We start from the raw sequence: 25,812 nt of genomic DNA, 5'->3' as shown, positions 1-25,812 counted from the left end.
AATAAAGACGTTTAATTCTTAATTCTATTAGTAATAGGAGAATATTAAATAGTATTAATTCTATATTATTTGGGAGAGTGAATTAATGAAAGGCATTATCCTAGCAGGCGGCAGCGGTACGCGCCTATATCCATTAACAATGGTGACAAGTAAGCAGCTTTTACCTATTTACGACAAACCAATGATTTACTATCCGCTATCCACATTAATGTTAGCGGGCATTAAAGAAATTCTTATTATTTCAACTCCAGAGGACACGCCTAGATTTGAAAGCTTATTAGGTGACGGTTCTCAATTTGGTATCTCATTACAATACAAAGTGCAACCAAGTCCTGATGGTTTAGCTCAGGCTTTTATTTTGGGTGAATCTTTTATAGGTGATGATTCTGTTGCCATGATCCTTGGAGATAATATCTACTATGGCAATGGAATGCGGAAGATGTTGCAACGTGCTTCTACTAAACAACAAGGAGCAACGGTGTTCGGATATCATGTGCAAGATCCAGAGCGATTCGGTGTTGTCGAATTTAATGAAGAGGGCAAAGTGTTGAGCGTGGAGGAAAAACCAACTCAGCCAAAATCTAACTATGCAATTACTGGTTTATATTTTTATGATAACAGAGTTATTGAGATTGCTAAGAATGTTGAGGTCTCTTCAAGGGGGGAATTGGAGATTACCTCCATTAATGAAGCTTACTTAAACCTTGGTGAGCTCGATGTGGAACTTCTAGGGCGGGGATTCACGTGGTTAGATACAGGAACTCATCAAAGTCTTGTCGACGCAACTAACTTTGTACGGACTATTGAAGATCATCAGGGTATCAAGATCGCCGCTCCTGAGGAAATTGCATATATTAATGGATGGATTGACAAAAAACATTTGTGGAATTGTGGGGAGAAGTTGAGTAAGACGGGGTATGGTCAGTATTTGATGAAAGTAGCTACAGGTAAAATACAATATTAATAACTGAAAGTGTGGTAACCATGAAAATTAAAGAAACCTTACTGCAAGGTGTATTAGTCGTAGAACCAGCTGTTTTTGGGGACCACCGAGGTTGGTTTATGGAGACGTATAGCGGAGCTAAGTTTAAAGAGCATGGAATTGACATGGATTTTGTACAAGATAACCAATCCTACTCTGCAACTAAAGGAACATTACGTGGTTTGCATTATCAATTGCATCCCAAAGCACAGACGAAGCTGGTTCGGTGTACACGCGGTGCTATTTTTGATGTAGCCGTAGATATCAGAAAAGGCAGTCCTACCTATAGTAAATGGTTCGGCATTGAACTAAGTGCTGAGAATAAGAAGCAACTGCTGATCCCAAAAGGATTCGCTCATGGATTCATGACACTAACAGAAGACGTAGAGGTTCAGTATAAGTGCGATGAGCTTTATGCCCCGGAATGTGATGGGGGTATTTTGTGGAATGATCCTTCTATTGGTATCGAATGGCCTATTCATGTTACACCAGTGCTGTCTGCCAAAGATGAGAAGGCGCCTTTATTAAAAGAGGCAAATTTGAATTTTTTTTATGAAAACTAATATTAAAGATAATAGATCGGGAGTGTGCGTTCATTGAGTAAGCAAAAGATGCTGGTTACGGGTGGTGCCGGATTTATTGGAGGCAACTTCGTACAGTATATGGTAGATAAATATCCGCATTATGATATTGTGAATTTAGATTTGCTAACTTATGCGGGTGATCTAACGAAACATAAGGATATTGAGTCTAAATCGAATTATCGGTTTGTTAAAGCTGATATTGCTGACCGGGAGGCAATATTGTCTCTTTTTGAGTTGGAAAAATTCGATTATGTTGTTCATTTCGCTGCGGAGAGTCATGTGGATCGCTCAATTACTGATCCTGCGATATTTGTTCGTACGAATGTTATGGGTACACAGGTACTACTGGATGCAGCTAAAAAATTCGGCATTACTAAATTCCTCCATGTCTCTACGGATGAAGTGTATGGCGAACTTGATTTTGATCCTACTGTATTTTTTACCGAAGAAACACCTTTGCAGCCTAACAGTCCTTATAGTGCTAGTAAAACAGCGTCTGATTTGCTAGTCCGTGCTTATTATGAGACCTTTGGGTTACCAATGAACATAACACGCTGCTCGAACAATTACGGCCCCTATCATTTTCCTGAAAAACTGATTCCACTAACCATCTCAAGAGTATTAAACGAAGAGAAGGTTCCTGTATACGGGGATGGAAAAAATATTCGCGACTGGCTCCATGTCTGGGATCACTGCGCGGCCATTGACCTTGTCGTGCACCAAGGAGTAAGCGGTGAAGTTTATAATGTAGGTGGTCATAATGAGAGAACTAATCTTGAAGTAGTTAAGACGATTATCAGTACCTTGGGGAAATCTGATGATTTGATTGAATTCGTAACAGATAGATTAGGACATGATAAACGTTACGCCATTGATCCAACGAAACTTGAGAATTTAGGTTGGAAGCCAACTTATACTTTTGAGACAGGTATTGCGCAGACGATCCAATGGTATATTGATAATGCTGAATGGTGGCAACAAATCCTTAGTAACGAATCGCATAAGTGATTTATGCACGACTTAACGGTTAAGAAAAGAAAAGGTAATTTAATTAATAAAAGATGGGTCCTTGTCGTATGTTTACTATTGTTAATTACTAGTTTTTTCATTGCAGGCCGCTTCCTAGCTCTAACTGAATCTCCCAAGCAAGCCGATGTCATCATCGTCCTAAGCGGAGACCAAGGGCGTGTGGAAAAGGCAGCAGAGTTATATAAAGCAGGTTATGCTCCTTATATAATTCTTTCCAATGCCAAAGAGTCAACGAGTAAATCGGGTGACATGGTCCAAACCGCTCTAGCCTTAGGCATACCCCAGGATGTTATTTATACCGAGAACGCGGCGGATAGCACTTATCAGAATGCCGAGTACACCCTTCCTATTATGAAGGAGTACGGTTTTAAATCTGCGATGGTTGTTTCCTCTGACTTTCACATGCGGAGAGTAAAATTTCTTTTTGGTCGTGTATATAAAAAATCGGAGATTGAGCTGACGTATCTGGGTTCTGCATCAGGATATAACGCTAAACGCTGGTGGAGTGACCGAAGGAGTAGAGAAACAACGTTCAACGAGTATGTAAAAATGATCGGCAACACCTTTGGTTACAATGGTCCGGAGGCAAAAAGTACTCTTGATCAGATTAAGAACTGGTTTCGCTAATATTTTCGTCCAACTTCCGAGGTGATCTCATGAGTCAAGACCATTTAGTTTGTAAATCATCTGGGAATACTACATTCGTTAAAGGAGAAATGAGCAACCGATAGGCTAACGTCATGCTTATTGGAAAAACCTTCTGTTTTGGCTGAGAAGTTTTAAGTCACTGAGCAGTGGCTTATTTTTTTGGAGAACGGACTTTTTGACAATTTTAAGAACTAGTAGGCGATAATATTTCATTCTCACTTCCATAACCTTATAAATTAGCTAAAAATAACTCATCCTAACCGTAGCGAACCTACGGTTTTTTATTTATAATAATTATTATCTGGATTTCATAAAGCGTTCAAAAAATCTGTAAAAAGTCTTATTTTCGTGTGATATACTTAACACAGTGTTTTGAGATGTTGTGAAAGTGAACGGTATGTAAGGTATTAATTTATATAATTGGATTTCAGCAACTTATAGAGACTAGGATGGTGAACTATCGATGCACATCGTCGTCGTTGGCCTGAATTATCGTACGGCTCCCGTGGAGGTACGGGAACAGTTTGCTTTTGCGGAAAGTGATCTTCCGGCAGCGCTCCATCAACTGATGAAGACGAAGGGTGTGCTAGAAGGGGTCTTAGTAGCTACCTGCAACCGTACGGAAATTTATGTGGTGATGGACCGCCTTCATATGGCTGGTTATTTCATCCGCGGCTTTATGGAGCAATGGTTTGGTGTGAAAAGCGAGCAATTTGCTCAGCATATGTATATTTATGAAGACGAGCAGGCGATTGCGCATTTGTTCCGCGTGACCTGCGGTCTGGATTCCATGGTGATTGGGGAGACGCAGATCCTGGGACAGGTGCGGAGTTCTTTTCTCACAGCTCAGGCTGAGGGTGTAACTGGAACTTGGTTCAATCGGTTGTTCAAGCAAGCGGTGACGCTCGGCAAAAGAGCACATAGTGAAACGTCAATCGGCGAGAGCGCAGTATCGGTCAGTTATGCGGCTGTGGAGCTGGGCAAGCGGATTTTTGGCATGTTCACTGGGAAAAAAGTGCTGATTCTCGGCGCCGGCAAAATGAGCGAGCTTACCGTGAAGCATCTATACAGTAGTGGTGCGGCAGAAGTGATTGTCGCTAACCGTACGCTGTCGCGTGCGATTGAATTGGCGGAGAAGTTCTCGGGTAAGCCGAGCACGATTGAAGATGCGTTAACAACTCTAAATGAAGTAGATATCGTGATCAGCTCGACAGGAGCAGACGGGTACGTGCTTACGGCTGATAAGGTAGCGCATGCTATGAAACGCCGCCCTTCGCGGCCGCTTTTTATGATAGATATTGCTGTACCACGTGATATTGATCCTGCGGCGGCAAATGTGCCGGATGTTTTTTTGTATGATATTGACGATCTGGAGGGCATTGTGGAGAACAATCTGGAAATGCGCCGAAGTGAAGCTGCGAAGATTGAAGTGATGATCAGTGAGGAAATGGATGAGTTCCAGCTGTGGCTCAAGACGCTTGGTGTAAGACCTGTAATCCGGGCGCTCCAGGATAAATCGAATACGATTCATGAAGAAACGATGGAAAGTCTGTTCAATAAGCTGCCCGAGCTGGACGAGCATCAGCGGAAAGTGATCCGCCGTCTGACTAAAAGTATTGTGAACCAGATGATGCATGATCCGATCAATGTAATTAAAGAGCTGTCCGGCGGTAAGCAGGGAAATGAAGCTCTTGATTATTTTTCCAAAATCTTTGCGTTGCAGGAACAGCTCAAATCCGATTCAGATGATGGAGATATTGCCTCAGTGAAGCAGTCTAGTTCTGGAGAACGTACGGCTGGCAGCGCTGATTTCTCTGTGCCTAAAACGGCGCTTGCTCCGGCAGGCTTGCTGGGTGGGTGAATAATATGCAACTGCTGAACGGAATATATGACGCCGCTCTGCTGGTCTATGCCCTGAGCCTGCTGTTTGTTTTCTCGGATTGCCTTAAAAGGAGTCCGGGTGGGAAGCGGTTAGGCACGGGGCTTCTTGTTGTTGTGGGTCTTTTGCAAGTTGCAGGACTTGGAATTCGTTTCTCTCAGGAGAAAGGCCTGCCTATTTTTACACCTTATGATTTCTTGTTTTGGTTTGCGTTTAGTATTGTGCTGACTTCGCTTGCGGTGGCTTTTACACGTGGTGGCGAGTTTACGATTTTGCTGCTCAGTATGGCCGGGTTTAGTGTTTTTCTGCTTAATCGGGTGTGGCTGACGGCGGGTGGACATACGCTTGAGACTTGGAGTGCGGTGTATGGCTGGCTGACGATGCATGTGATTTTGGCAAATTTGAGTTTTGCAGCACTGACGTTAGGGACGGTTTTTGCAATATTGTACTTGTTCCTGCACACCAGACTCAAAAGCAAGAAATGGAGCGACCGGATCCGTCGTTTGCCGAACCTGGAGACTACAGATAAATACTCTTACACCGCTATTTTGGTGGGCACTCCTTTGCTGGGAATATCGCTGGTGGTGGCGGGTTTATCTATAGTATCTGAGGGACGGACGCTTTTATTGAAGGATTTAAAAGTATTAACGACTCTTATCGGTCTTGGGATTTACATATTTTATATTATCTTTAAGAAGTCCGGGCGGAAAAGTGGAGTAAGTATGGCTCGCTGGGCGATTTTAGGATATGCTTTTATTATCTTAAATTTTCTGTTGAATTCTTGGTCTGATTTTCACGGTTGGAGCGGGGAGTGAAGGGCATGACGCGTTATTTACCCATAATGCTGGATTGTGAAGGGCAGCACTGTGTGGTTATTGGCGGTGGTGTCGTGGCTGAACGTAAGGTGAGCGGGCTGTTGGAAGCTGGAGCGGCGGTTAAGGTGATTAGTCCTTCTTTGACAGATCCGCTTGATTCTCTAGCTGAAAAAGGTCTTCTGATCTGGATGGACCGTACTTATGCTCCCGGAGATCTCCGTGGGGCCTTTCTCGTATATGCAGCCACTAACGATAGGGCGGTTAATGAAGAGGTTGCGCGGGAGTCTAGACGGCTTGGAATTCATGTGAATGTGGCCAGCCATGCGGAAGCGGGAAACTTTATCACGCCCGGAGTGGTTCGGAGGGGACGTTTGACGGTAGCTGTATCTACTTCAGGTGCTGGCCCGCTTGCGGCAACGAAGATCAAAAATGTGCTTGAAAAAGCGCTGGATGCGGCGTATGAGCCATATTTGGATTTTGTGCATGCCATGCGAACCCGGATTAAGGAAAAAGAACCTTCTGCTGAAGTTCGTGGAAGGCTTTTGAGGAAGCTAGGCGCGCTGGATGTGTTGAACGAGATGAGTAAGGGTACCTTCATAGCGTGGAGCCCGGAGGATATGGACGCTTGGATTGCTCAGCAACGGGTGGAGTAAAAGTGCGCGTGGACACTGTAAAGATTAGAAAATTGGGTTAGATTAAGATATGAAGTGGATGAGCGGTTTTGAGTAACTATAATGAATGGCTGAGTTGGCTCGTAGTGGCTGAGATGGTGGAATGTACGGTATAGATACTGTTGAATTGGGCTTAAGTGGCTGGGATGGCGGAATGTACGGTATAAATACTGTTGAATTGGGATGGAATAGCTTAGATGGCGGAATGTACGGTATAAATGCTGTTGAATTGGTTCGTAGTGGCAGGAATGGCGAAATGAGCGGTATAAATACTGTTGAATTGGGCTTAAGTAGCTGAGATGGGGGAATGTACGGTATAAATACTGTTGAATTGGGCTTAAGTAGCTGAGATGGCGGAATGTACGGTATAAATCCCGTTGAATTGGGCTTAAGTAGCTGAGATGGCGGAATGTACGGTATAAATCCCGTTGAATTGGGTTGAAGTAGCTTAGAGGGTGGAATGTACGGTATAAATGCTGTTGAATTGGACTTAAGTAGCTGAGATGGCGGAATGTACGGTAACAATGCCCTTAAAATAAGCAACAGTCGCCGAATGAGCTAAAAGAAAGGCAAAAATGCCTCAAATTCGGCGGGGATTATCCGAAGTAGCGAATTCAAAGGCAATAATGCCTTTTTTAGAGTGAGAGTAGTTAATTGGTTAGTTTGGGTTTGGATTTCTAGTGCAAGGTTCTGCGGTGAAGAGTAAGAGGCGAACGTTACCAGGAGGAATGGACAAATGCGTAAGGTTATAGTGGGGAGTAGACAAAGCGCGCTTGCGTTGACGCAAACGGGACATGTGATTGCTGATCTGGAGCGACTTAGCGAGGAGCATGGTTTTGGTTTTACTTTTGAAGTGAAAAAGATCGTCACCAAAGGTGACCGCATTCTTGACGTTACTTTATCCAAGGTAGGCGGCAAAGGGTTGTTCGTGAAAGAAATCGAGCAAGCGATGCTGGAAAAAGAAATCGACATGGCGGTGCACAGCATGAAGGATATGCCATCCGAGTTACCGGATGGGTTGATCAATGGTGCTGTGCCGAAGCGTGTCGATCCGCGTGATGTTTTGATCTCTAACGGAGGCGTCTCGCTAGACGAGCTGCCTCAGGGTGCACGCGTAGGCACAAGCAGCTTACGCCGATCCAGCCAGCTCGCTGCGCTGCGGCCTGATCTGGTCATTGAGCCCGTGCGCGGCAACATTGACTCGCGGCTGCGCAAGCTGGAGAGCGGCGAATACGACGCAATCCTGCTGGCAGCGGCGGGGCTGTCGCGCATGGGCTGGCAGGATCGCGTGAGCGCCTACCTGCCGCCGGAGGTTTGCCTGCCCGCTGTAGGGCAGGGCGCACTCGGCATCGAGTGCCGCGCAGATGACGCTGACCTGCGGAAGCTGCTGGCATTATACAACGACGCCGATACGGCATTGACGGTAGCGGCGGAGCGCACGTTCCTTGGCGTGCTGAATGGCGGCTGCCAAGTGCCGATTGGTGCTCATGCGGTGCTTGACACAGCCGCCAAAGCTGCTACCGCTGAGCACAAAGTAATCTCGTTAACGGGGATGGTGGGAACACCGGACGGTTCAACGATTTTGAAAGAAACTTGCACGGGGATTGACCCGGTACAGCTCGGCGAAGAAGTCGCTAAAAAGCTGATTGCAAGAGGAGCGGAGAAGATACTGTCAGACGTTAGGGGATGAGTGGATTGACGGGGAAGGTTTATTTGGTAGGTGCAGGTCCCGGGGACGCAAAGCTGATTACTGTGAAAGGCCTCGAGTGTATCCAAAAAAGCGACGTACTGGTGTATGATCGCTTGGCAAGTCCTAGATTGCTGAAATGCATGAAACCCGGCGGGGAGAAGATTTATGTAGGCAAGCTGCCGGATCGCCACACGATGAAGCAGGAAGAGATTAATCAATTGTTAGTTGATTTGGCTTTACAGGGGAAAACAGTGGTGCGGCTTAAGGGTGGGGACCCTACGATTTTTGGCCGGGTGGGTGAAGAAGCGGAGCTGCTGCGCAAAAATGGGATCTATTACGAAATCGTACCGGGCATCACGTCAGCGATCAGTGTACCTGCCTATGCGGGTATACCTGTTACGCACCGCGATCATGCCTCTTCCCTGTCGATTATCACCGGGCATGAGAGTCCGGATAAACTGGATCATTCCATACATTGGGATAAAGTAACGAACGCCACGGGAACGTTAGTGTTTCTGATGGGCGTAGCTAAAATAGGTTATATCAGCGCTCAGCTGATCAAGCACGGACGGCCGCCAGAAACACCAGTGGCACTTGTGCGCTGGGGCACCCGCGCGGATCAGGAGACGCTGACGGGAACCCTCGCCGATATTGAGGCGAAGGTGAAGGCGGCGGATTTTCAGCCGCCGGCAGTCATCGTCGTCGGCGACGTGGTGCTGCAGCGTGAGCAGCTGAAGTGGGTCGAGGCGATGCCGTTATTCGGCAAACGCATCGTGGTGACACGGGCTCGCAGCCAAGCAAGCGAGCTGGTGGATAGAATTGAAGAACTCGGCGGGGAACCCTACGAGTTCCCGGTGATCGAGACGATCATGCCGGAAGGGGCAGAGAAGAAGGCGAAGATTGCTGCGGCGTTTGGCGCGCTGGAATCGTACGACTGGGTATTCTTCACTAGCCCGAACGGCGTGGAGTTTTTTTGGCGCCACTTGGCGGAGCTGGGGGCGGACATTCGCGGGCTACACCGCGCGCGTATTGCAGCGGTGGGGCCAGGCACAGCCGCCGCGCTGGCGCAGCGCGGGGTGATTGCTGAGGAACTTCCGGCGAAGTTTCAGGCGGAAGGTCTGATTGAGACGTTCGGTCCCCAGCTGCTGCCGGGACAGAACGTGCTATTGCCGCGCGGCGATCTGGCGCGGGACTGGCTGCCGGACAAGCTGAGAGAGCTTGGCCTTCAGGTGACAGACGTGGATACTTATGAAACGGTTGTCACGGGTGAGGATGACGTCGAGCTGCTGAAGCTGCTAGAGGAAGGTCGCGTTCACGCGGTAACCTTCACCAGCTCGTCAACCGTGCGTAATTTCTTACACATCCTGAAACGGTTGGGGCTTGAAGATCCGCTCCCGCTGCTTGCAAATGTGAAAATCGCCTGCATCGGTCCGTTAACGGAGCAGACTGCGGTAGACGCGGGACTGACACCGGGTCTCTTGTCTGAAGAGGCAACCATAGATGGTTTGGTGCAGGAGCTCTGCCGCTGGAATGCGGAGACTCAGCTGCAGTAGCGGTCGGATCGAGGATAGAACAAAGCAATAGTTTACTGGTGAGTTTAGCATACTTAGCTTACTTTCTGGTGGGAAGGTAGAAGCTGATTACTCCGCGGGGAGATGTTCTACGGAGAAAGGCAGTGCCTGCTTAGAAATATAGCGCTCAGCTTATATTTAGTTAGATTACAGGCTAGAGTTTGTTCATAGTTACTAAATAGTTCGTGGTTACACGTGAGTTGGTAGTTATTAAATAGTTCGTAGTTACATGTGAGTTCGTGGTTACTAAATAGTTGGGGTTACATGTGAGTTTAGAGTTTGTTCGTAGTTACTAAATAGTTCGTGGTTACACGTGAGTTGGTAGTTATTAATGAGTTCGCGGTTACTTTTACTAACTAACATTTGTTGGTTTACTCGCCGTTATATCTACGCTCAAAAGTGCCACATCGCTACCTTCAAGTAACATATAAATTGAACTCCGAACGTAGTGACTTATGGAGTTCGGAGGATAATATTTGGTTGTAAACTAACAGGTATGTAGAGAATATGCAGTAGGTTAATGTGAGCAGATCTGCTTGAGGTTTAGGTTTAGTTGTACTTCATACAATTAAATTTTCTATATATCAGCTAAAGTCGAGTTTAGTTGTAGTATGTGCAATTAAATATCCGCTAAATGAGGAATCTTCGCACTTTTGTAATAAATAACTGTAGAGAATGCAACTAAAGCTTACAATTAGGACAAAACATCGAGATAGTTGCACAAACTACAACTATACGTAGTTAGCCTGTGGTCGGCGGTTTGGTTGCGGCTAATTTAGACTTGGCTGTGGCTAGTTGTAGTTTGCTGCCAGACACATAATTTGGTTTTATATTTTATTTTTCAGGAGGATGAACAAATGAGCTTTCCAATTACACGTCACCGTCGTTTGCGCGGTTCTGCTGGAATTCGTGGCATGGTTCGGGAGACGATACTGAATGTGCTGGATATGGTACAGCCTATTTTTGTGACTTATGGAACAGGTGTGAAGAATGAGATTAGCTCGATGCCGGGTGTGTATCATTTTTCGCTGGATACGTTAAAAGCAGAAGTGGACGAGATTGCCGCACTAGGCATCCCGGCAGTATTGTTGTTCGGGATTCCTGAGACGAAGGATGCTATCGGTTCTTCCGGTTTTGCAGAGGATGGAATTGTGCAAGAGGCTACTCGCTTGATCAAGCAGTGGTACCCAGAGCTGTTGGTCGTTGCAGATACCTGCCTTTGTGAATTTACGGATCACGGACATTGTGGAATGGTGCATACGCATACGGTGAATGGTGTGGTCCATGGCGATGTTATCAACGATGCCTCGCTGGAGCTTTTGACTCGTACGGCGGTATCCCAAGCAAAAGCTGGAGCAGATATTATCGCCCCTTCCAACATGATGGATGGATTTGTTCACGCAATTCGTGCGGGACTTGATGAGAACGGCTTTGAGCATGTGCCGATTATGTCGTATTCGGTCAAATATGCTTCGGCGTTTTATGGCCCTTTCCGCGAAGCAGCGGATTCAGCACCACAGTTCGGGAATCGCAAAACATATCAAATGGACCCTGCCAATCTGCGCGAAGCACTCCGTGAAGCAGAATCCGATGTGCTGGAAGGCGCGGATATGTTAATGGTGAAGCCAGCTCTGGCTTACCTAGATGTGATTCGTACGATTCGTGATCAGTTTGATCTTCCTTTGGTGGCTTATAATGTGAGTGGAGAATATTCCATGGTAAAAGCAGCGGCACTGCAAGGCTGGATCGACGAGCAAGCCGTTGTGCTGGAAATGCTGACGGGCATGAAACGTGCTGGTGCGGACATTATTATTACTTATTTTGCAAAAGATGCAGCCCGCTGGCTGCGCGGCTAATCTTCATCACACCGACATCGCGGCAGCTAATAAATGTTTGTACAAGCTTGTGTAACCAAGAAGAGAATAGGAGTGAAGATACATGAGTAATGTGCCAATGGCGCGTAAAGAGGAAGCGTCCCGGAAGGCTTTTGATGAAGCAAAACAATATATTCCCGGCGGGGTGAACAGCCCTGTACGGGCGTTTAAATCCGTAGGTCTGACTCCGATTTATGTGGATCATGGGATAGGTTCGCGTATTTTTGATATCGACGGCAACAGCTTTATCGACTATGTGCTCTCATGGGGTCCACTGATTATGGGTCATGCGCATCCTGAGGTTGTGAAGGCATTGCAGGAGACAGCGGTAAAAGGGACAAGCTTTGGCGCTCCAACGCTACTGGAAACGGAAATGGCAAAAACCGTTGTTGAACGAGTGGCATCTGTAGATATCGTACGCATGGTTAACTCTGGAACGGAAGCTACGATGAGCGCGATTCGTTTGGCACGTGGTTACACTGGGCGCAGCAAAATCTTGAAGTTCGAAGGCTCCTACCACGGTCACGCCGATAGTCTGCTTATTAAGGCTGGCTCTGGTGTAGCTACATTGGGCTTGCCGGATAGCCCGGGTGTCCCAGAAGGCGTTGCAATGAATACCATTACGGTTCCTTACAATGATTTGGAGTCCACTCAGATTGCTTTCGAACGTTTTGGCAATGAGATTGCCGCAGTGATCGTAGAGCCGATTGCCGGCAACATGGGCGTGGTTCCACCGCTTCCAGGCTTCCTGGAAGGGCTTCGTAAATTAACTTCTGACAATGGTTCGCTGCTTATTTTTGATGAGGTTATGACAGGCTTCCGTGTTAATCGTGGCTGTGCTCAAGGCTTGTTCGGGATTACTCCGGATATTACTTGTTTTGGCAAAGTTATCGGCGGCGGACTTCCAGTGGGTGCTTATGGCGGCAAAAGAGAGATCATGGAGCAAATCGCTCCTACTGGACCGATTTATCAGGCGGGCACACTTAGTGGTAATCCATTGGCGATGGCAGCCGGATATACTACGCTCAAGCTGTTGACCCCGGAAGTATATGATCGTCTGGAACAATTGGGTGCACGTCTGGAAGCGGGTTTGAAAAAGAATTCAATTGAGACTGGCATTCCGCTCACTATCAACCGGGTGGGATCGATGGTTTGCCCATTCTTTACTGAAGGACCTGTAATCAATTTTGAAACGGCTAAGTCCAGTGACACGGATCTTTTCCGTCGTTATTTTGGTCATATGGTAAACCAAGGCATCAGTGTGCCACCTTCACAGTTTGAGGGGATGTTCATATCGGCTGCACATAGTGAACAAGATATTGATGATACCATTGAGGGCCATTATAATGCCCTGAAGGCCCTTTGAGCATCGGAGCCGGAGAAAGAACCGGTGGTGGCGCTTGGACCCGGCGTGGAGAGTGGCTGGAGGTAACACCCGGCAAAATCATTACTGGAGCCGAGGATACGCAGGCAACGATTGACAAGTGGCTGTTAGAAACTGTAGGCATGCCCGAGAAACTTCATCTGCGGTTACGCCGCGAGGGAGGCATTCAGTGGAAAGGCGACCGGCTTCGGCTGGCGCTTTTTCCCGATCGTGAAGCGGGGCTTGAACCGATATGGGAAGAGCTTGAGGTGCTGTATGAGGATGATTTTTGCCTGGTAGCTCATAAACCAGCTGGGCTGGCGGTACATCCCGATGGCAGTGGAACAGGTGTAACTCTGGATCACCTCGTAGCTGCGCATTATATCACTTCCGGCGAAAATGTGGCTGTGCGCCATATTCACCGCTTGGACAAAGATACAACGGGTCCGGTGATGTATGCGAAAAATGAGTTCGCACAGTTAGTCCTGGACGAGAATATGCGTGAAAAAAGCATCTCGCGGCACTACGCCGCGATCGTTGAAGGCATCGTGCCGCCTGCGCTTAAGGTGATCGATGCCCCGATTGGGCGCGATCGGCATCACGCTGCGCGCAGACGGGTCTCGCCCGGCGGACAATCTGCCGTGACGCGAATCATCGAGCGCGAGGCACTGCATGGCGGAAGCCTGGTGCATGTGCAGCTGGAGACTGGACGGACGCATCAGATTCGCGTTCATCTCAGCCATATGGGTCATCCCTTGTATGGGGATGAACTATATGGCGGTCCGGTTTGGGCTTCCAGCGCTGCCGGCCGCCATGCCCTGCATGGCGAGGCATTGTCCTTCCGCCATCCTTGGAGCGGAGAACAGCTGGAAGTCAGCGATCCGTGGCCGGAGGATATGCTGCAGCTGCGAGAGCTGCTGTCTGAAGCACCCTGACAGATACGTAAGTGGCTAAGGAACAGTAGAATCAGCAAAAGCTGGTTCTGCTGTTCTTTTTCTATTTTTTCAGAAAAAAAACATCTATCCATGTCTTATTAATAAAAGCAGCATATAATACTTTGTTCTTACGAAGTAGTGCATCTATCAGCAGGCTGAAGGTTTGGTGAGCTCTTAAATTCATGAAATTTATTAGCATCCTGTCCGGTTAGTACTACCAAAGTTGTCATGCCTCTCTGTTTGAAGCATATACATGTGGGGAGTAACATTTTGGGCTTATGCTCTGGGCCTGTCTCAGGGTTAGATTATGCCAAGAAGGAGGACATATCCCGTGTTTGATCAGTCCCACGGCTTGCGGTTTGATATTTACGAACGCATTCACCTTTCGGAAGAGCTTCCGGGAATAGCTGAGCTGGAGGAGGTTGAACTACTTCCGGAAATTCAGGTGATTCAGCGGGAGGATCGTGCCGAGTTATATGGTCAGCTGTTGCTTACCGGGCTTTACCGGAGTGAAGATGACCGAACACAACGTCTGGAGCATGCCATTCCCGTGGAAATCACTGTTCCGCTTACACGCGTCAGCTCGATTGAAGATATTGGGGTAGAGATTGAGAATTTTGATATCGATCTGCTCACGATGCGCACTGTGAATATAACAGGCGTATTATCGCTGCGGGGGATCGGTGGTGCGGACCCTCAACCTCAACCAGCCTGGCAGCAAGAGGAGTATACAGTCGCCTATTCTCCTGTGAATGATGACAGGGTAGAAGCTACTACGGAGCTACAAGAACAGGAAAATGATGCACTTTATGAAAATTCTCAGTGGACCTTTGGTGAGGATGCCTCACAGGTTGCTGTAGAAGAACATGAGCATGCCGAAGCGAATGAACAGGAAGCAGAAGAATCATTAGTCTCAAGTGGAGCCGCTCATACGTCCCCTGTAGTCAATTTCTCATCCGGTCAGGAGAAGGACAAGGGAGCTAAAGCACGGACACATAGTCTGGAGTCCCAAGTTGAGGATGCTAAAGCGGGTTTATCCGATTACTGGTTTAAAGCCGAGGCCCAGAACAAAGAGGTTGAGGTGTCTCAGCTGAATCAAGCAAGCTATGTGAGCGAAGAGAACCAACAGTCGGCAGAGGAATATTTTACTCCTAGAGAGACCGCTGTTCCAGCCGTTAGTGCAGATGCAATTCAGGATATCCCTGTGTTCGCTTCTGAAAATGAGGCTAATAATGCGCTTCCTAAGCAAGAAGAGAATACTGCGCCGATTAATGAGAATGCGAACGAAGTTTTTGTTTCACAAGAGAGTGTGGCTTCTCATGAGGAGAAACAAGATCTTAAGATCGCCTTGGGCAGCAAAAAAGAAGCAGAAATTCCGGAAAAAGAACATCTCACCTTCTCCTCTTTACTAAGCTCCAGTCGTGTCCGTAAAGAGCAGGAAGCTCTGCAGTTGGATGCAAACACATCTGCAGCAGTGGACGTTCCAGAGGTTGGCAATAATACGGAATGGAAGAGCAGATTCATTGCCAGCGCGGATGGAGCTAACATGTTCCGCAAAGTTCGGCTGTGTATTGTGCAGCGTGAAGAAACACTGGATACCATAGCAGAGAAGTATCAGCTAAGTGCGCGGGAGCTGGTAATGTATAATCGCTTATCCGGGCAGAGTGTAGAGGAAGGTCAAGTGTTGTACATCCCGTAATCGAATCGTGATGCGTACACACATGAATAGGTGAATCCCGATCAGGTATTAGGATCGGGATTTTTGCTGTTTCTTTGTTGGAAGGGATGCTTCAGAAGAAATAAGTCGAAATTCAGCCTAAAGTCCCGCTGCAAAGGCGTATCCAGGTTGACTAGGGGGGGCTCAAAATGTATTATGGAGTAAGCAATATCTAAGTAAAGACTGGGAACGGGAAGAGTAGGCGGTCAGCCCTTCAGAGAGCGGAATTGCAAGTGCTGTGACATTCCGTAGGAAACAGCCCCCGAAGTCGCCCCGGAGTCGCCCTTCTGAGCTTATCTTCATATTTGTGAAGGATAAGTTAGGTTGTGGCCGGTAGCAGCCGTTATCTGTACGAGTGTCGCGCTAAGCTTCTGAATCCGTAGGGTAAGAAGTGTAGTTTTATTTTTCATTGGCGCGAAACAAAGGTGGTACCGCGAAAGAATGACCTTTCGTCCTTTGAGACGAGGGGTCTTTTTGTTTTTTTCAGAGACCTGTGCGCTCTATACAGCAACTTTATTAACAACTATAAGCAACTACAAGTAAACTAGTGGAGGTATCAGAGAATGGCTGACCAAAACCATCTAACAGCGGCAGATGCTGCCGCTACGAATGAATCTAAAAACGAGATGCCAACAACGTATGATCCGAAGGCAGCAGAACAGAAATGGTATTCCTACTGGACAGAGGGCGGATATTTCCGCGCAGGCCAGCGTCCGGATGCTAAAGCCTATAGTATTGTGATCCCGCCGCCAAACGTAACGGGAATGCTGCACATCGGGCATGCGCTCGATTTCACATTACAGGATATCCTGATTCGTACTAAACGGATGCAGGGCTTCGATACGCTTTGGTTGCCAGGTACGGACCACGCAGGTATTGCAACACAAACGAAGGTAGAGCAGAAGCTGCGCGAGCAGGGGATTTCCAGACATGACCTCGGACGTGAGAAGTTCCTGGAGCAGGTGTGGGATTGGAAAGACAAATACGCGAACACCATTCATGAGCAGTGGGCAAAAATGGGACTTTCCCTTGACTACTCCCGCGAGCGTTTTACCCTCGATGAGGGTTTGTCTAAGGGAGTTCGCGAGGTATTTGTTAAGCTTTATAATAAAGGCTTGATCTATCGCGGTAAACGTATCATCAACTGGGACCCGGCGGCTCGTACGGCGTTGTCGGATATCGAGGTTGAATATAAGGAAGTTAACGGTCATCTGTACCACCTGCGTTACCCCCTTAAAGATGGCAGTGGACATATCACTGTAGCGACCACACGTCCGGAGACGATGTTGGGTGATACGGCAGTTGCTGTTCATCCTGAGGATGATCGTTATAAAGATCTGATTGGTAAAACGCTGATCCTGCCGATTATCGGCCGGGAGATTCCAATTATCGCTGACGAGTATGTAGATAAAGAGTTTGGTAGCGGTGCGGTTAAGATCACGCCAGCTCATGATCCAAATGACTTCGAGGTAGGTCAACGGCACAATTTGCCGCAGATCAACGTAATGGATGAGAGCGGTACGATGAACGAAGAAGCAGGACCTTACAAAGGTCAAGACCGGAGTGAATGCCGTAAGGCCATCACGGCGGATCTGAAGGAGCAAGGCGTTCTGATCTCTATTGAAGATCATGTGCATCAAGTTGGACACAGTGAACGTTCAGGAGCGGTTGTTGAGCCTTACCTGTCCACACAATGGTTCGTGAAGATGCAGCCCCTCGCCGAAGCTGCCATCAATGCACAGAAGGATGGTAATGGGGTTAACTTTGTACCTGAACGGTTCGAGAGAACCTACCTGAACTGGATTGAAAACGTACGCGACTGGTGTATTTCCCGTCAGCTTTGGTGGGGGCATCGTATTCCGGCTTGGTATTCTGAATCTACCGGTGAGCTGGTTGTGGCGAATGACGAGGAAGAAGCGCGCCGGATCAGCGGCTTAACCGACCTGAAACAGGACGAGGATGTTCTGGATACTTGGTTTAGCTCCAACCTCTGGCCGTTTGCAACCCTAGGCTGGCCGAATGAAGACAGTGCAGATTTCAAACGTTACTATCCGAACGATGTGCTCGTAACGGGCTACGATATTATTTATTTCTGGGTAGCGCGGATGATCTTCTCGGCACTGGAATTCACCGGAGAGAAACCATTCTCGGACGTATTGATGCATGGTTTGGTACGGGATGCTGAAGGACAAAAAATGTCCAAATCACTCGGAAACGGTGTAGATCCGCTTGAGGTTATCGAGAAGTATGGCGCAGATGCTATGCGTTATATGATTTCTACCGGCAGCACAGCGGGTCAGGATTTACGCTTCCGCTGGGAAAAGGTAGAGCAGGCGCGTAATTTCGCTAATAAGATCTGGAATGCGTCACGCTTCGCCCTCATGAATCTTGAAGGAGTTAGCTTCGAGAATATTGACATTACTGGTGAGCTAACTACGGCTGACCGTTGGATTTTACACCGCCTGAACGAAACTTCTCGTGAAATTACGCGTCTAATTGACTCGTACGAGTTCGGCGAGACCGGCCGCCAGCTGTACAACTTCATTTGGGACGATTTGTGTGACTGGTATATTGAGTTCGCGAAGCTGTCGCTTTACGGAACGGATGCCGCAGCCAAAGCGAAGACACAGTCCGTACTTGCTTATGTACTCGACCGCACCATGCGCTTGATCCATCCGTTTATGCCGTTTATTTCGGAGGAAATCTGGCAGCATCTGCCGCATGAAGGAGAGACAATTACTTTGGCTGCTTGGCCTGAGTATGATGCTGCTCTGGAGAACCCGCAAGCGGTAGCGGAAATGAACCTGCTGATGGATGTAATCCGGGCAGTTCGTAATATCCGTGCTGAAGTAAATGTACCGATGAGCAAAAAGGTTGATTTGATTATTAAAGCGAGCAATGAGGAAACGCTGAGCATCATTACTCGTAACGACAACTACATCGGACGTTTCTGCAATACCTCTTCTTTCGAAGCTGGCCTGAATCCGGAAACGCCAGACAAGGTAATGTCCGCTGTAGTAACGGGAGCGGAACTGCTTCTGCCTTTGTCGGGGCTGATTGATATTGAACAAGAAATCGCTCGTCTGGAAAAAGAAGTGCAGACGCTGAACAGCGAAGTAGAACGCGTAGAGAAAAAGTTGAGCAATCAGGGCTTCGTGGCCAAAGCTCCCGCAAAAGTTATCGAAGAGGAGCAGGCGAAGCAGGCAGATTATTCTGCCAAACGTGAGAAAGTACTTGCCCGCATAGCAGAGCTGAGAGGATAAGAGACATGGATGACCTAAATCGGGGCGGGAGCACCGCCCCTCTTGCGACATATACCGAAGCGGTTAACTGGATCAAGGGCCTGATTCCTTTTGGAATCCGGCCAGGTTTAGACAGAATTGAGATGTTGATGGACAAGCTGGGAAACCCGCACCGTCGGCTGAAATTTATTCATGTGGCGGGTACCAACGGCAAAGGCTCCACCTGTGCTTTTTTGACAAGCGCACTTTTGCAAAGCGGCTATTCTGTCGGCACCTTCACGTCTCCGTATATTACGAAGTTCACGAACAGGTTCCAATATAATAATACGGACATTCCTGAAGAAACTCTTCTTGAGCTAGTGAATACCCTTCGTCCTTTGGTAGATGAGATTGCAGAAACGGAATTTGGCTCACCAACGATGTTTGAGGTAACTACAGCTGTGGCCATTCTATTTTTTGCGGGTGTTTCTTGTCCGGATGTTGTCGTATGGGAGACTGGGCTTGGGGGAAGGCTGGATGTAACGAACATCGTTACTCCGATCGTGTCGGTGATTACAAATGTCGGCCATGACCATATGGATATTCTGGGAGATACACTTGAGAAGGTTGCAATGGAGAAAGCCGGAATTATCAAACCCGGTGTACCTGTTGTTAGCTGCGTAAATCAACCGGAAGTCGTGGCTGTACTCAAGGAGAAAGCGGCGGCTTGCCGCTCTACTCTTTATCTTGCCGGAGAAGATTTTAGCTATGAAGCTACTGGAATCCATGGGGATGTGCAGACCTTTAACTTTAAGGGTCCCTTCCGTTCGCTTGAACTTGGGATTGTGATGAAAGGCGAACACCAGATTAGCAATGCGGCGGGAGCCATGATGGTTCTTGAAGTTTTGCGCCAGTATATGGCGTTCATGTTAGAGGATGAAGATGTTCTGGAAGGATTGCGTCATGCATTTTGGGCTGGAAGGCTGGAAGAGGTAAGTAAATCTCCGAGGATCGTACTGGATGGAGCACATAATCCGGAAGGCGCGGAGAGCCTTGCCAAAAGCCTGCCACAGCTCTATAAATACGGTAAATTAAATTTACTTATGGGAATGATGGCAAATAAGCATCATGAATCCTACTTTAAGCATATACTGCCTATAGTGGATACGCTCATCCTGACCGAACCGGATTTCCAGAACAAAATGGACGCGGAGAATCTGCAGGTTATCGCAGAAAGTCTGCGGGATAAATATGCCAAGGAAAACTTGGTAATCATAGTAGAACATAATTGGGGAAAAGCGCTGCAACAACTGAAGTCGATTACAGCGGAGGATGACCTTGCCGTCGTATCTGGTACGCTGTATTTGATTTCTGACGTGCGCGGTACACTTTTGCAGCAACCCGATACTGAAAAAGGCTGGTGACGACTGTTGGATACTACTGAACGTGTGCATTTTATAGGGATCGGCGGCTACGGTATGAGCGCGATTGCCCGAGTAATGCTAGAAATGGGATATACGGTTACGGGCTCCGATGTGGCTGCCCAAGAATTGACGGATAAATTGATTGCTAAAGGTGCCAAGATTTATATTGGGCATACAGCAGAACAAGTAAAAGGTGCGGATCTGGTCGTGTACTCAACGGCTTTGTCCAGCGATAATGTGGAATGGGTAGAAGCAGAGCGTCTTAAGATTCCAATTCTGCACCGCTCACAAATGTTAGCCCGTTTATTGAACGAACGTAAAGGGGTAGCCGTTGCCGGAGCGCATGGTAAAACAACTACATCCTCTATGATCGCACTTGTAATGGAAGAGTGTGAAGTTGATCCTACGTATATTATCGGCGGAGAGATTATGAACGTCGGTACGAATGCAAAGGCAGGACAAGGCGATTATGTAGTGGCGGAAGCGGATGAGAGTGATGGCTCTTTCTTGCACTATCACCCTTGGCTTGGAATTGTCACGAATGTGGAAGCAGATCACTTGGAGAATTACGGCGGAGATTTTAACCGTCTCAAGGCTGCTTATGTACAGTTTATGAACCAGACCCGTGAAGACGGCACTGCGATTGTGTGTGCAGATGACGAGAACGTGATTTCTTTATTGCCTGAAGTGTCAGGTAAGGTGATTACTTACGGCATCAAGTCGAAGACTGCAGATTATATTGCCACAGACATCGTTCTTGGCGACCGTCAGGTTTCGTATACGATGAACCATAATGGCGTAGTATTGGGACAAATTGAACTATCCGTGCCAGGCCAGTACAATCTGTATAATTCAATGGCTGCGGTTATCGCTTGTTTGAAGTCAGGAATCTCTTTTGAAAAAATCGCTGAAGCGATCGTGAAATTCCATGGTGCGAAGCGCCGTTTTCAAGTGCTCGGAGAAGTCGATGACATTCTGGTCATCGATGATTATGCGCATCACCCAACTGAAATTCAGGCGACAATCAGTGCTGCTAAGGCAACGGGGAAACGGATTATTGCCGTATTCCAGCCTCAGCGGTATACACGTACGTTCTTCCTGCTAGATGCCTTCAGCCGTGCCTTTAGCGAAGCAGATGAGGTGATCATCACCGACATCTACTCTCCGGCAGGTGAGAAGCAGATTGAGGGGGTTACATCTGCGAAGCTGGTTGAGCTTATTGTGCAGAACAGTAACGCTGGTGCAAGACATCTGCCAACCAAAGAAGATGTGCTTGCTGATCTGAAACCTCGTATTGCCCCAGGTGACCTAGTGATTACGATGGGCGCAGGCGATATCTGGAAGGTTGGATACGCATTGGCGGACGGCTTGAAGAAGCGTTAATACAAACACAGGCCTACACGAGAATATTCATATTCTCTTGACCATAGCACTTCCCCCGAGGTTCCATCAGATAATCTACATGTTTATCTGGATAGGGCTTTTGGGGGGGTGCTTTTTTACTTATATTTATATGTATGAAAAGAATATGTACTTATTTAATATGGTAAAAAAAACCTATAGTATATACCAATAGTCTTGTATAGTAATAGTAATGATATAAGGAAAAGGAGAATACAGAATGATAGCCCCAAAGAAACACAAATATTTTATAGGTATGCTTTGTTTATTACTTATTTTTACGTATTCAATGCCAGCATTAGCAAAAAACACTGTTGAAAGACAACACTGGGCAGCTCAAACCATCGCCACATGGAATGAAAAGGGATTGCTAGATATTAATGAGAATATCTCGATTTCACCTGATCAGCGAGTCACACGTGGAGAATTAATTGCATTGATAAACAATGTTTTTGGTTATGAAGATACAACATCTACTGAATTTGTGGACATCCCTATTAATGCGTGGTATCAAAAGGATGTTGAGAAAGCTGTTAATGCTGGATATTTAAAAGGCATTATGAATTCAAAAGGTCAGTTAGAGGCTGGAGCGGAACAAAAAGTAACACGTCAAGAAGCGATGACATTAATCAGTAAAGCGTTTGATTTTCAGTATAGTGAAGCAGATCAGAATTCGCTTAAAAAATTTGTGGATTATAAAAAAATTGCTCCCTATGCCTATGACAATCTTACATATGCTGTAAATAAAGGATTTCTCTCTGGTTTTCCTGATAAAACCTTAAGACCAGGTGACCAAGTTACCTTTGCAGAGGCACTGACGATATTAAATAATATATCCGGAGAAATAATTACAAAAGAAGGAACTTATAGCACGATGTACAAAAATAACGTAGTGGTGAATACCCCTAACGTTACATTTAGTAATACGACAATTCAGGGTGATCTGTATCTTGTTGAAGGAATTGGTGCAGGTGATGTTACTTTGGATCACGTAACTATTAAAGGGGATATATATGTACGGGGCGGTGGAGAAAACAGCATTAAGCTCAATGATTCTACTGTAGAGGGTAAACTGTCGGTTGCAAAACAAAACGGTAAGGTTAGAGTTTTGACTACAGGGAGTACACATATCCCTAGTGGAGAGCTTTACAGTGGGGCAATTATACAGTCCGATAATGGAAACATTGATAATATCAAGGTTGTAAACAATGCAGCAGATCATTTAATCAAGTTGGCTGGAAATTATAAAAAGGTCGAGCTAGCTTCAGTTAATACGAGAGTGAATTTTACTAACGGAAATATAGATCATTTAGAAGTTATTAATCCCTTAAGCTCTCCTAATAAACTTCCTTATATTCTTATTCTTGATAAAGGTACTACAATTTCGAAGATGCTTATCAAAGCAGGAATTAATTTATCTGGTGAAGGCGAGATAGATTATGCGAAGGTCGAAGTTAATAATGTATCATTTGAGTTTACACCGAAGAAACTGGAATTGCTAGAGGGTATAACCCCAACCCTGAAAAATACGCAACTTAATACTGGCGCTGTAGTGGGCGGAGCCAGTGGTGGTGGTAGCGATAGTGGTAGTGGTAGTGGTAGTGGTAGTGGTAGTGGTAGTGGAGGAGGGTCAGAAAGTATTGTTGATCCAGATGAAGAGGATGTTTTACAAGCTAAATCAGCATTGTTACTTGAAATTGACTCAGAAAATGTCATGAGCAATTTAGTATTACCCTCTAAAGGCTTAAATGAAACTACTATATCGTGGAATTCTTCTAATCCTGAAGTTTTACAAGCTAACGGTACTATCAGTCGTCCTGGGTTAGGAGAACCTGATGTTAGCGTTTTATTAACGGCTACGATAGTCAAAGGGGGATTTTCAGTTAACAAGCAGTTTGAAGTGATTATTAAAGCTAAACAACAAGTAGAAGTGGATGAAGATGATCGTCTTGCCTTACAGGAGGCAAAGCTGGTATTCACCTTAGGAGATACTAGTCAGGTTACGCAGAATTTGATTTTGCCAACTATGACCCAGGATGGTATTAGTATTGTCTGGACCTCTCAAAATCCAGAGATTGTTAGCGAGAGTGGTCATATTTACAGGTTAGAATCAGTGGATAGGGATGTTGTCTTGAACGCGACGCTTACAAAAGGTAACATTCAAGTCACAAAAGATTTTGTGATTATCGTAAAATCCATTCGGTTTGACACTATTTCAAGTGATCTTCTTGCCGCTAAAGAAGCCTTGGATTTAGGAGATACAAGTTCAGTAACCGGAGATGTTTATTTACCTACAAAAGGATTAAATAATACTTTGATTATTTGGCACTCAGATAATACTAATGTGATCTCTGCCAAGGGTAAAGTGACAAGACCAGAGTTTGGAGAACCTGACGCAACGGTTACATTAACCGCTACGATAACCAAAGAAGAGGTTTTGACATCTAAAGTTTTCAACGTCACTGTAAAAGCAAAACTTGAGGGTTCCCTGAAGAGTTTTGTATACAATGGATATAAAGCTTCTATTGACAACTCCAAGGGGCAGGTTAATTTGCTTGTACCAAGGTCAACAAAGCTTGAAGATGGGATTATTAACTTCGTTACTACGAACGGAACCTTAGCTATTGATGGGATACCAATAACTGAAGGTCAAGCAGTTAAACTCCAATCTAAACAGGAGATAACTGTTACTGAAGAAGGAAAAGAAGTAAATAGCTATCTGCTCATTGTGGAAGTATTAGAGTCGGGATTGCCAGCAGTAATTATTACCACGGAGGCTAACCAGGCAATTCTTGATAAAGAAAATAAAATTGACGCAGCTATGAAGATCGTTGATGGAAGCACTCAAACCTATGGAGTAGGATTGTACGATGGCGCTATCACGATTAAGGGCAGAGGAAACAGTTCTTGGAATATGCCTAAAAAATCATATGCAGTTTCTATAACGAATTCAGCTCCCGTCCTAAATATGCCAAAAGATGAAGATTGGGTACTTATTGCTAATTATGCGGATAAGACACTCTTGCGAAATTATACGGCATATAATCTTGGCGAAATGATAGGTATGAAGTATAGCCCAAGAATGAGGTATGTAGATCTATTCCTAAATGGAGAATACCTAGGGAATTATCTCATAGGGGAAAAAATAGATATATCAAAATCACGTTTAAATATTAATAAACTGAGTGCAAATGATACATCTGAAGAGTCGATAACTGGTGGATATTTGATTGAGAAAGACTGGTTAAATAGATTGGATGTAGATGATAACTATTTTCAGACAACACGAATCGCTGGTGAAAATGTTTTTGCCATAAAAAAGCCAAAATCAAATAAGATTAATTCACAACAATTAAGTTATATCAGTACTTATTTTGAGGAAGCTGAAAAAGCATTGTACAGTGATCATTTTACGGATATATCAACGGGATATAATAAGTATTTTGATGTTGATTCTGTCATCGATTGGTACTTAATCAATGAGATTTTTAAGAATGCAGATGCTGCTTTTGGAACTAGTGTTTATTTCTACAAAGACAAAGGCGGAAAACTATCAATGGGGCCGCTCTGGGATTTTGACATTGGTGGGGGAAATATAAACTATGCTGATTGTGACGACCCTGAACAATTTTATATTAAAAATGCAGAGTGGATATCCAGATTTTTCGAAGATCCGAAATTTGTTCAACGTGTAAAAGAACGATGGACAGAGATCAAAGGTAATCAACTACCTGCTATGTTTAGTTTAATTAATCAAACTAGCTCAACACTAGAACTTTCTCAGAGATATAATTTTGAGAAATGGCCAGTTCTGGGAATGGACATATGGCCTAACCCCGATGGTTGGCAAGATCGGATTACGTATGATTCAGAGGTGGATTATTTTATAAATTGGTTAACCAAACGTATTCAATGGTTAGATGACGCATTTTTAAAAATGTAAATTGAAATAGAGATACAAAAGCACTTCCCCCGAGCTCCGTGCAGGGGGAAGTGCTTTTTTGTATA

18 protein-coding genes, 1 pseudogene and 1 other annotated feature are annotated in these 25,812 nt (G+C 45.9%); of the genes and pseudogenes, 18 read left to right on the top strand and 1 reads right to left on the bottom strand.

Annotated features, from left to right (window positions below; genetic code table 11):
• Window positions 1-85 precede the first annotated feature (85 nt).
• From rfbA to MHI51_RS24650, 8 genes are all read left to right on the top strand, one after another.
• On the top strand, window positions 86-964 hold the full coding sequence (gene rfbA, locus MHI51_RS24685) for a glucose-1-phosphate thymidylyltransferase RfbA (RefSeq protein ID WP_076220842.1): 879 nt from the start codon (window positions 86-88) through the stop codon (window positions 962-964).
• A 20-nt stretch (window positions 965-984) separates the two neighbouring features.
• A complete protein-coding gene (gene rfbC / locus MHI51_RS24680; protein WP_076277496.1) occupies window positions 985-1,545 on the top strand; it encodes a dTDP-4-dehydrorhamnose 3,5-epimerase in 561 nt (186 codons plus the stop codon).
• Window positions 1,546-1,578: 33 nt separating this feature from the next.
• A complete protein-coding gene (gene rfbB / locus MHI51_RS24675) occupies window positions 1,579-2,574 on the top strand; it encodes a dTDP-glucose 4,6-dehydratase (protein WP_076277495.1) in 996 nt (331 codons plus the stop codon).
• Between the two features lie 3 nt (window positions 2,575-2,577).
• Entirely contained in the window at window positions 2,578-3,222 is a 645-nt protein-coding gene (locus MHI51_RS24670; RefSeq protein WP_342410095.1) for a YdcF family protein, read from the top strand.
• A 484-nt stretch (window positions 3,223-3,706) separates the two neighbouring features.
• Entirely contained in the window at window positions 3,707-5,104 is a 1,398-nt protein-coding gene (gene hemA, locus MHI51_RS24665) for a glutamyl-tRNA reductase (RefSeq protein ID WP_076186087.1), read from the top strand.
• Window positions 5,105-5,109: 5 nt separating this feature from the next.
• Window positions 5,110-5,937, top strand: coding sequence for a cytochrome c biogenesis protein CcsA (gene ccsA, locus MHI51_RS24660; RefSeq protein WP_076129405.1), 828 nt, complete (start codon window positions 5,110-5,112; stop codon window positions 5,935-5,937).
• Between the two features lie 5 nt (window positions 5,938-5,942).
• A complete protein-coding gene (locus MHI51_RS24655) occupies window positions 5,943-6,590 on the top strand; it encodes a bifunctional precorrin-2 dehydrogenase/sirohydrochlorin ferrochelatase (RefSeq protein WP_405173321.1) in 648 nt (215 codons plus the stop codon).
• Window positions 6,591-6,711: 121 nt separating this feature from the next.
• Window positions 6,712-6,906: a hypothetical protein gene (locus MHI51_RS24650; RefSeq protein ID WP_076220853.1), complete on the top strand. Its 195-nt coding sequence runs from the start codon at window positions 6,712-6,714 to the stop codon at window positions 6,904-6,906.
• A gap of 35 nt (window positions 6,907-6,941) precedes the next feature.
• Here MHI51_RS24650 and MHI51_RS24645 read toward each other — a convergent pair.
• Window positions 6,942-7,133, bottom strand: a pseudogene (locus tag MHI51_RS24645) (DUF1720 domain-containing protein); the annotation flags it as partial.
• Between the two features lie 211 nt (window positions 7,134-7,344).
• Between MHI51_RS24645 and hemC the strand changes: the two are divergent.
• The 10 genes from hemC to MHI51_RS24595 all read left to right on the top strand — a co-directional run bounded on the left by hemC (window position 7,345) and on the right by MHI51_RS24595 (window position 25,747).
• Complete coding sequence (gene hemC / locus MHI51_RS24640) at window positions 7,345-8,298, top strand: hydroxymethylbilane synthase (RefSeq protein WP_076129403.1); 954 nt, start codon at window positions 7,345-7,347, stop codon at window positions 8,296-8,298.
• A gap of 5 nt (window positions 8,299-8,303) precedes the next feature.
• Window positions 8,304-9,851: a uroporphyrinogen-III C-methyltransferase gene (cobA, locus tag MHI51_RS24635; RefSeq protein ID WP_076219621.1), complete on the top strand. Its 1,548-nt coding sequence runs from the start codon at window positions 8,304-8,306 to the stop codon at window positions 9,849-9,851.
• Between the two features lie 875 nt (window positions 9,852-10,726).
• Window positions 10,727-11,725: a porphobilinogen synthase gene (gene hemB, locus MHI51_RS24630; RefSeq protein WP_076129402.1), complete on the top strand. Its 999-nt coding sequence runs from the start codon at window positions 10,727-10,729 to the stop codon at window positions 11,723-11,725.
• Between the two features lie 82 nt (window positions 11,726-11,807).
• Complete coding sequence (gene hemL / locus MHI51_RS24625; protein WP_370511266.1) at window positions 11,808-13,109, top strand: glutamate-1-semialdehyde 2,1-aminomutase; 1,302 nt, start codon at window positions 11,808-11,810, stop codon at window positions 13,107-13,109.
• Window positions 13,106-14,041 carry an RluA family pseudouridine synthase gene (locus MHI51_RS24620; RefSeq protein ID WP_256717565.1) on the top strand — a complete coding sequence of 312 codons (936 nt, stop codon included), beginning with the start codon at window positions 13,106-13,108 and terminating at the stop codon, window positions 14,039-14,041. Before hemL ends, MHI51_RS24620 begins: the two co-directional genes overlap by 4 nt.
• 331 nt (window positions 14,042-14,372) lie before the next feature.
• Window positions 14,373-15,740: a LysM peptidoglycan-binding domain-containing protein gene (locus tag MHI51_RS24615; RefSeq protein WP_405173320.1), complete on the top strand. Its 1,368-nt coding sequence runs from the start codon at window positions 14,373-14,375 to the stop codon at window positions 15,738-15,740.
• Window positions 15,741-15,934: 194 nt separating this feature from the next.
• Window positions 15,935-16,218, top strand: a binding site (T-box leader).
• Between the two features lie 103 nt (window positions 16,219-16,321).
• Entirely contained in the window at window positions 16,322-19,021 is a 2,700-nt protein-coding gene (locus MHI51_RS24610; RefSeq protein WP_076219617.1) for a valine--tRNA ligase, read from the top strand.
• A 5-nt stretch (window positions 19,022-19,026) separates the two neighbouring features.
• Window positions 19,027-20,403: a folylpolyglutamate synthase/dihydrofolate synthase family protein gene (locus MHI51_RS24605; RefSeq protein WP_076219616.1), complete on the top strand. Its 1,377-nt coding sequence runs from the start codon at window positions 19,027-19,029 to the stop codon at window positions 20,401-20,403.
• A gap of 6 nt (window positions 20,404-20,409) precedes the next feature.
• Window positions 20,410-21,786 carry a UDP-N-acetylmuramate--L-alanine ligase gene (gene murC, locus MHI51_RS24600; protein ID WP_036685137.1) on the top strand — a complete coding sequence of 459 codons (1,377 nt, stop codon included), beginning with the start codon at window positions 20,410-20,412 and terminating at the stop codon, window positions 21,784-21,786.
• A 238-nt stretch (window positions 21,787-22,024) separates the two neighbouring features.
• The gene (locus MHI51_RS24595) at window positions 22,025-25,747 is read left to right on the top strand and encodes an immunoglobulin-like domain-containing protein (protein WP_405173319.1); all 3,723 of its coding nucleotides are present in this window, start codon (window positions 22,025-22,027) and stop codon (window positions 25,745-25,747) included.
• The last annotated feature ends 65 nt before the right edge of the window (window positions 25,748-25,812 follow it).

The sequence above is a fragment of the Paenibacillus sp. FSL H8-0260 genome (assembly GCF_045040625.1).
In the GTDB taxonomy this organism is placed as follows: domain Bacteria; phylum Bacillota; class Bacilli; order Paenibacillales; family Paenibacillaceae; genus Paenibacillus_AQ; species Paenibacillus_AQ odorifer.
This window is presented reverse-complemented; position numbering and strand designations above follow the sequence as displayed.

Coding starts and splice junctions, on each gene's coding strand:
- hemB (WP_076129402.1), top strand. CDS start 10,727: ATGAGCTTTCCAATTACACGTCACCGTCGTTTGCGCGGTTCTGCTGGA.
- hemA (WP_076186087.1), top strand. CDS start 3,707: ATGCACATCGTCGTCGTTGGCCTGAATTATCGTACGGCTCCCGTGGAG.
- rfbC (WP_076277496.1), top strand. CDS start 985: ATGAAAATTAAAGAAACCTTACTGCAAGGTGTATTAGTCGTAGAACCA.
- MHI51_RS24670 (WP_342410095.1), top strand. CDS start 2,578: ATGCACGACTTAACGGTTAAGAAAAGAAAAGGTAATTTAATTAATAAA.
- ccsA (WP_076129405.1), top strand. CDS start 5,110: ATGCAACTGCTGAACGGAATATATGACGCCGCTCTGCTGGTCTATGCC.
- MHI51_RS24655 (WP_405173321.1), top strand. CDS start 5,943: ATGACGCGTTATTTACCCATAATGCTGGATTGTGAAGGGCAGCACTGT.
- hemL (WP_370511266.1), top strand. CDS start 11,808: ATGAGTAATGTGCCAATGGCGCGTAAAGAGGAAGCGTCCCGGAAGGCT.
- MHI51_RS24650 (WP_076220853.1), top strand. CDS start 6,712: ATGTACGGTATAGATACTGTTGAATTGGGCTTAAGTGGCTGGGATGGC.
- MHI51_RS24605 (WP_076219616.1), top strand. CDS start 19,027: ATGGATGACCTAAATCGGGGCGGGAGCACCGCCCCTCTTGCGACATAT.
- MHI51_RS24610 (WP_076219617.1), top strand. CDS start 16,322: ATGGCTGACCAAAACCATCTAACAGCGGCAGATGCTGCCGCTACGAAT.
- rfbA (WP_076220842.1), top strand. CDS start 86: ATGAAAGGCATTATCCTAGCAGGCGGCAGCGGTACGCGCCTATATCCA.
- MHI51_RS24595 (WP_405173319.1), top strand. CDS start 22,025: ATGATAGCCCCAAAGAAACACAAATATTTTATAGGTATGCTTTGTTTA.
- hemC (WP_076129403.1), top strand. CDS start 7,345: ATGCGTAAGGTTATAGTGGGGAGTAGACAAAGCGCGCTTGCGTTGACG.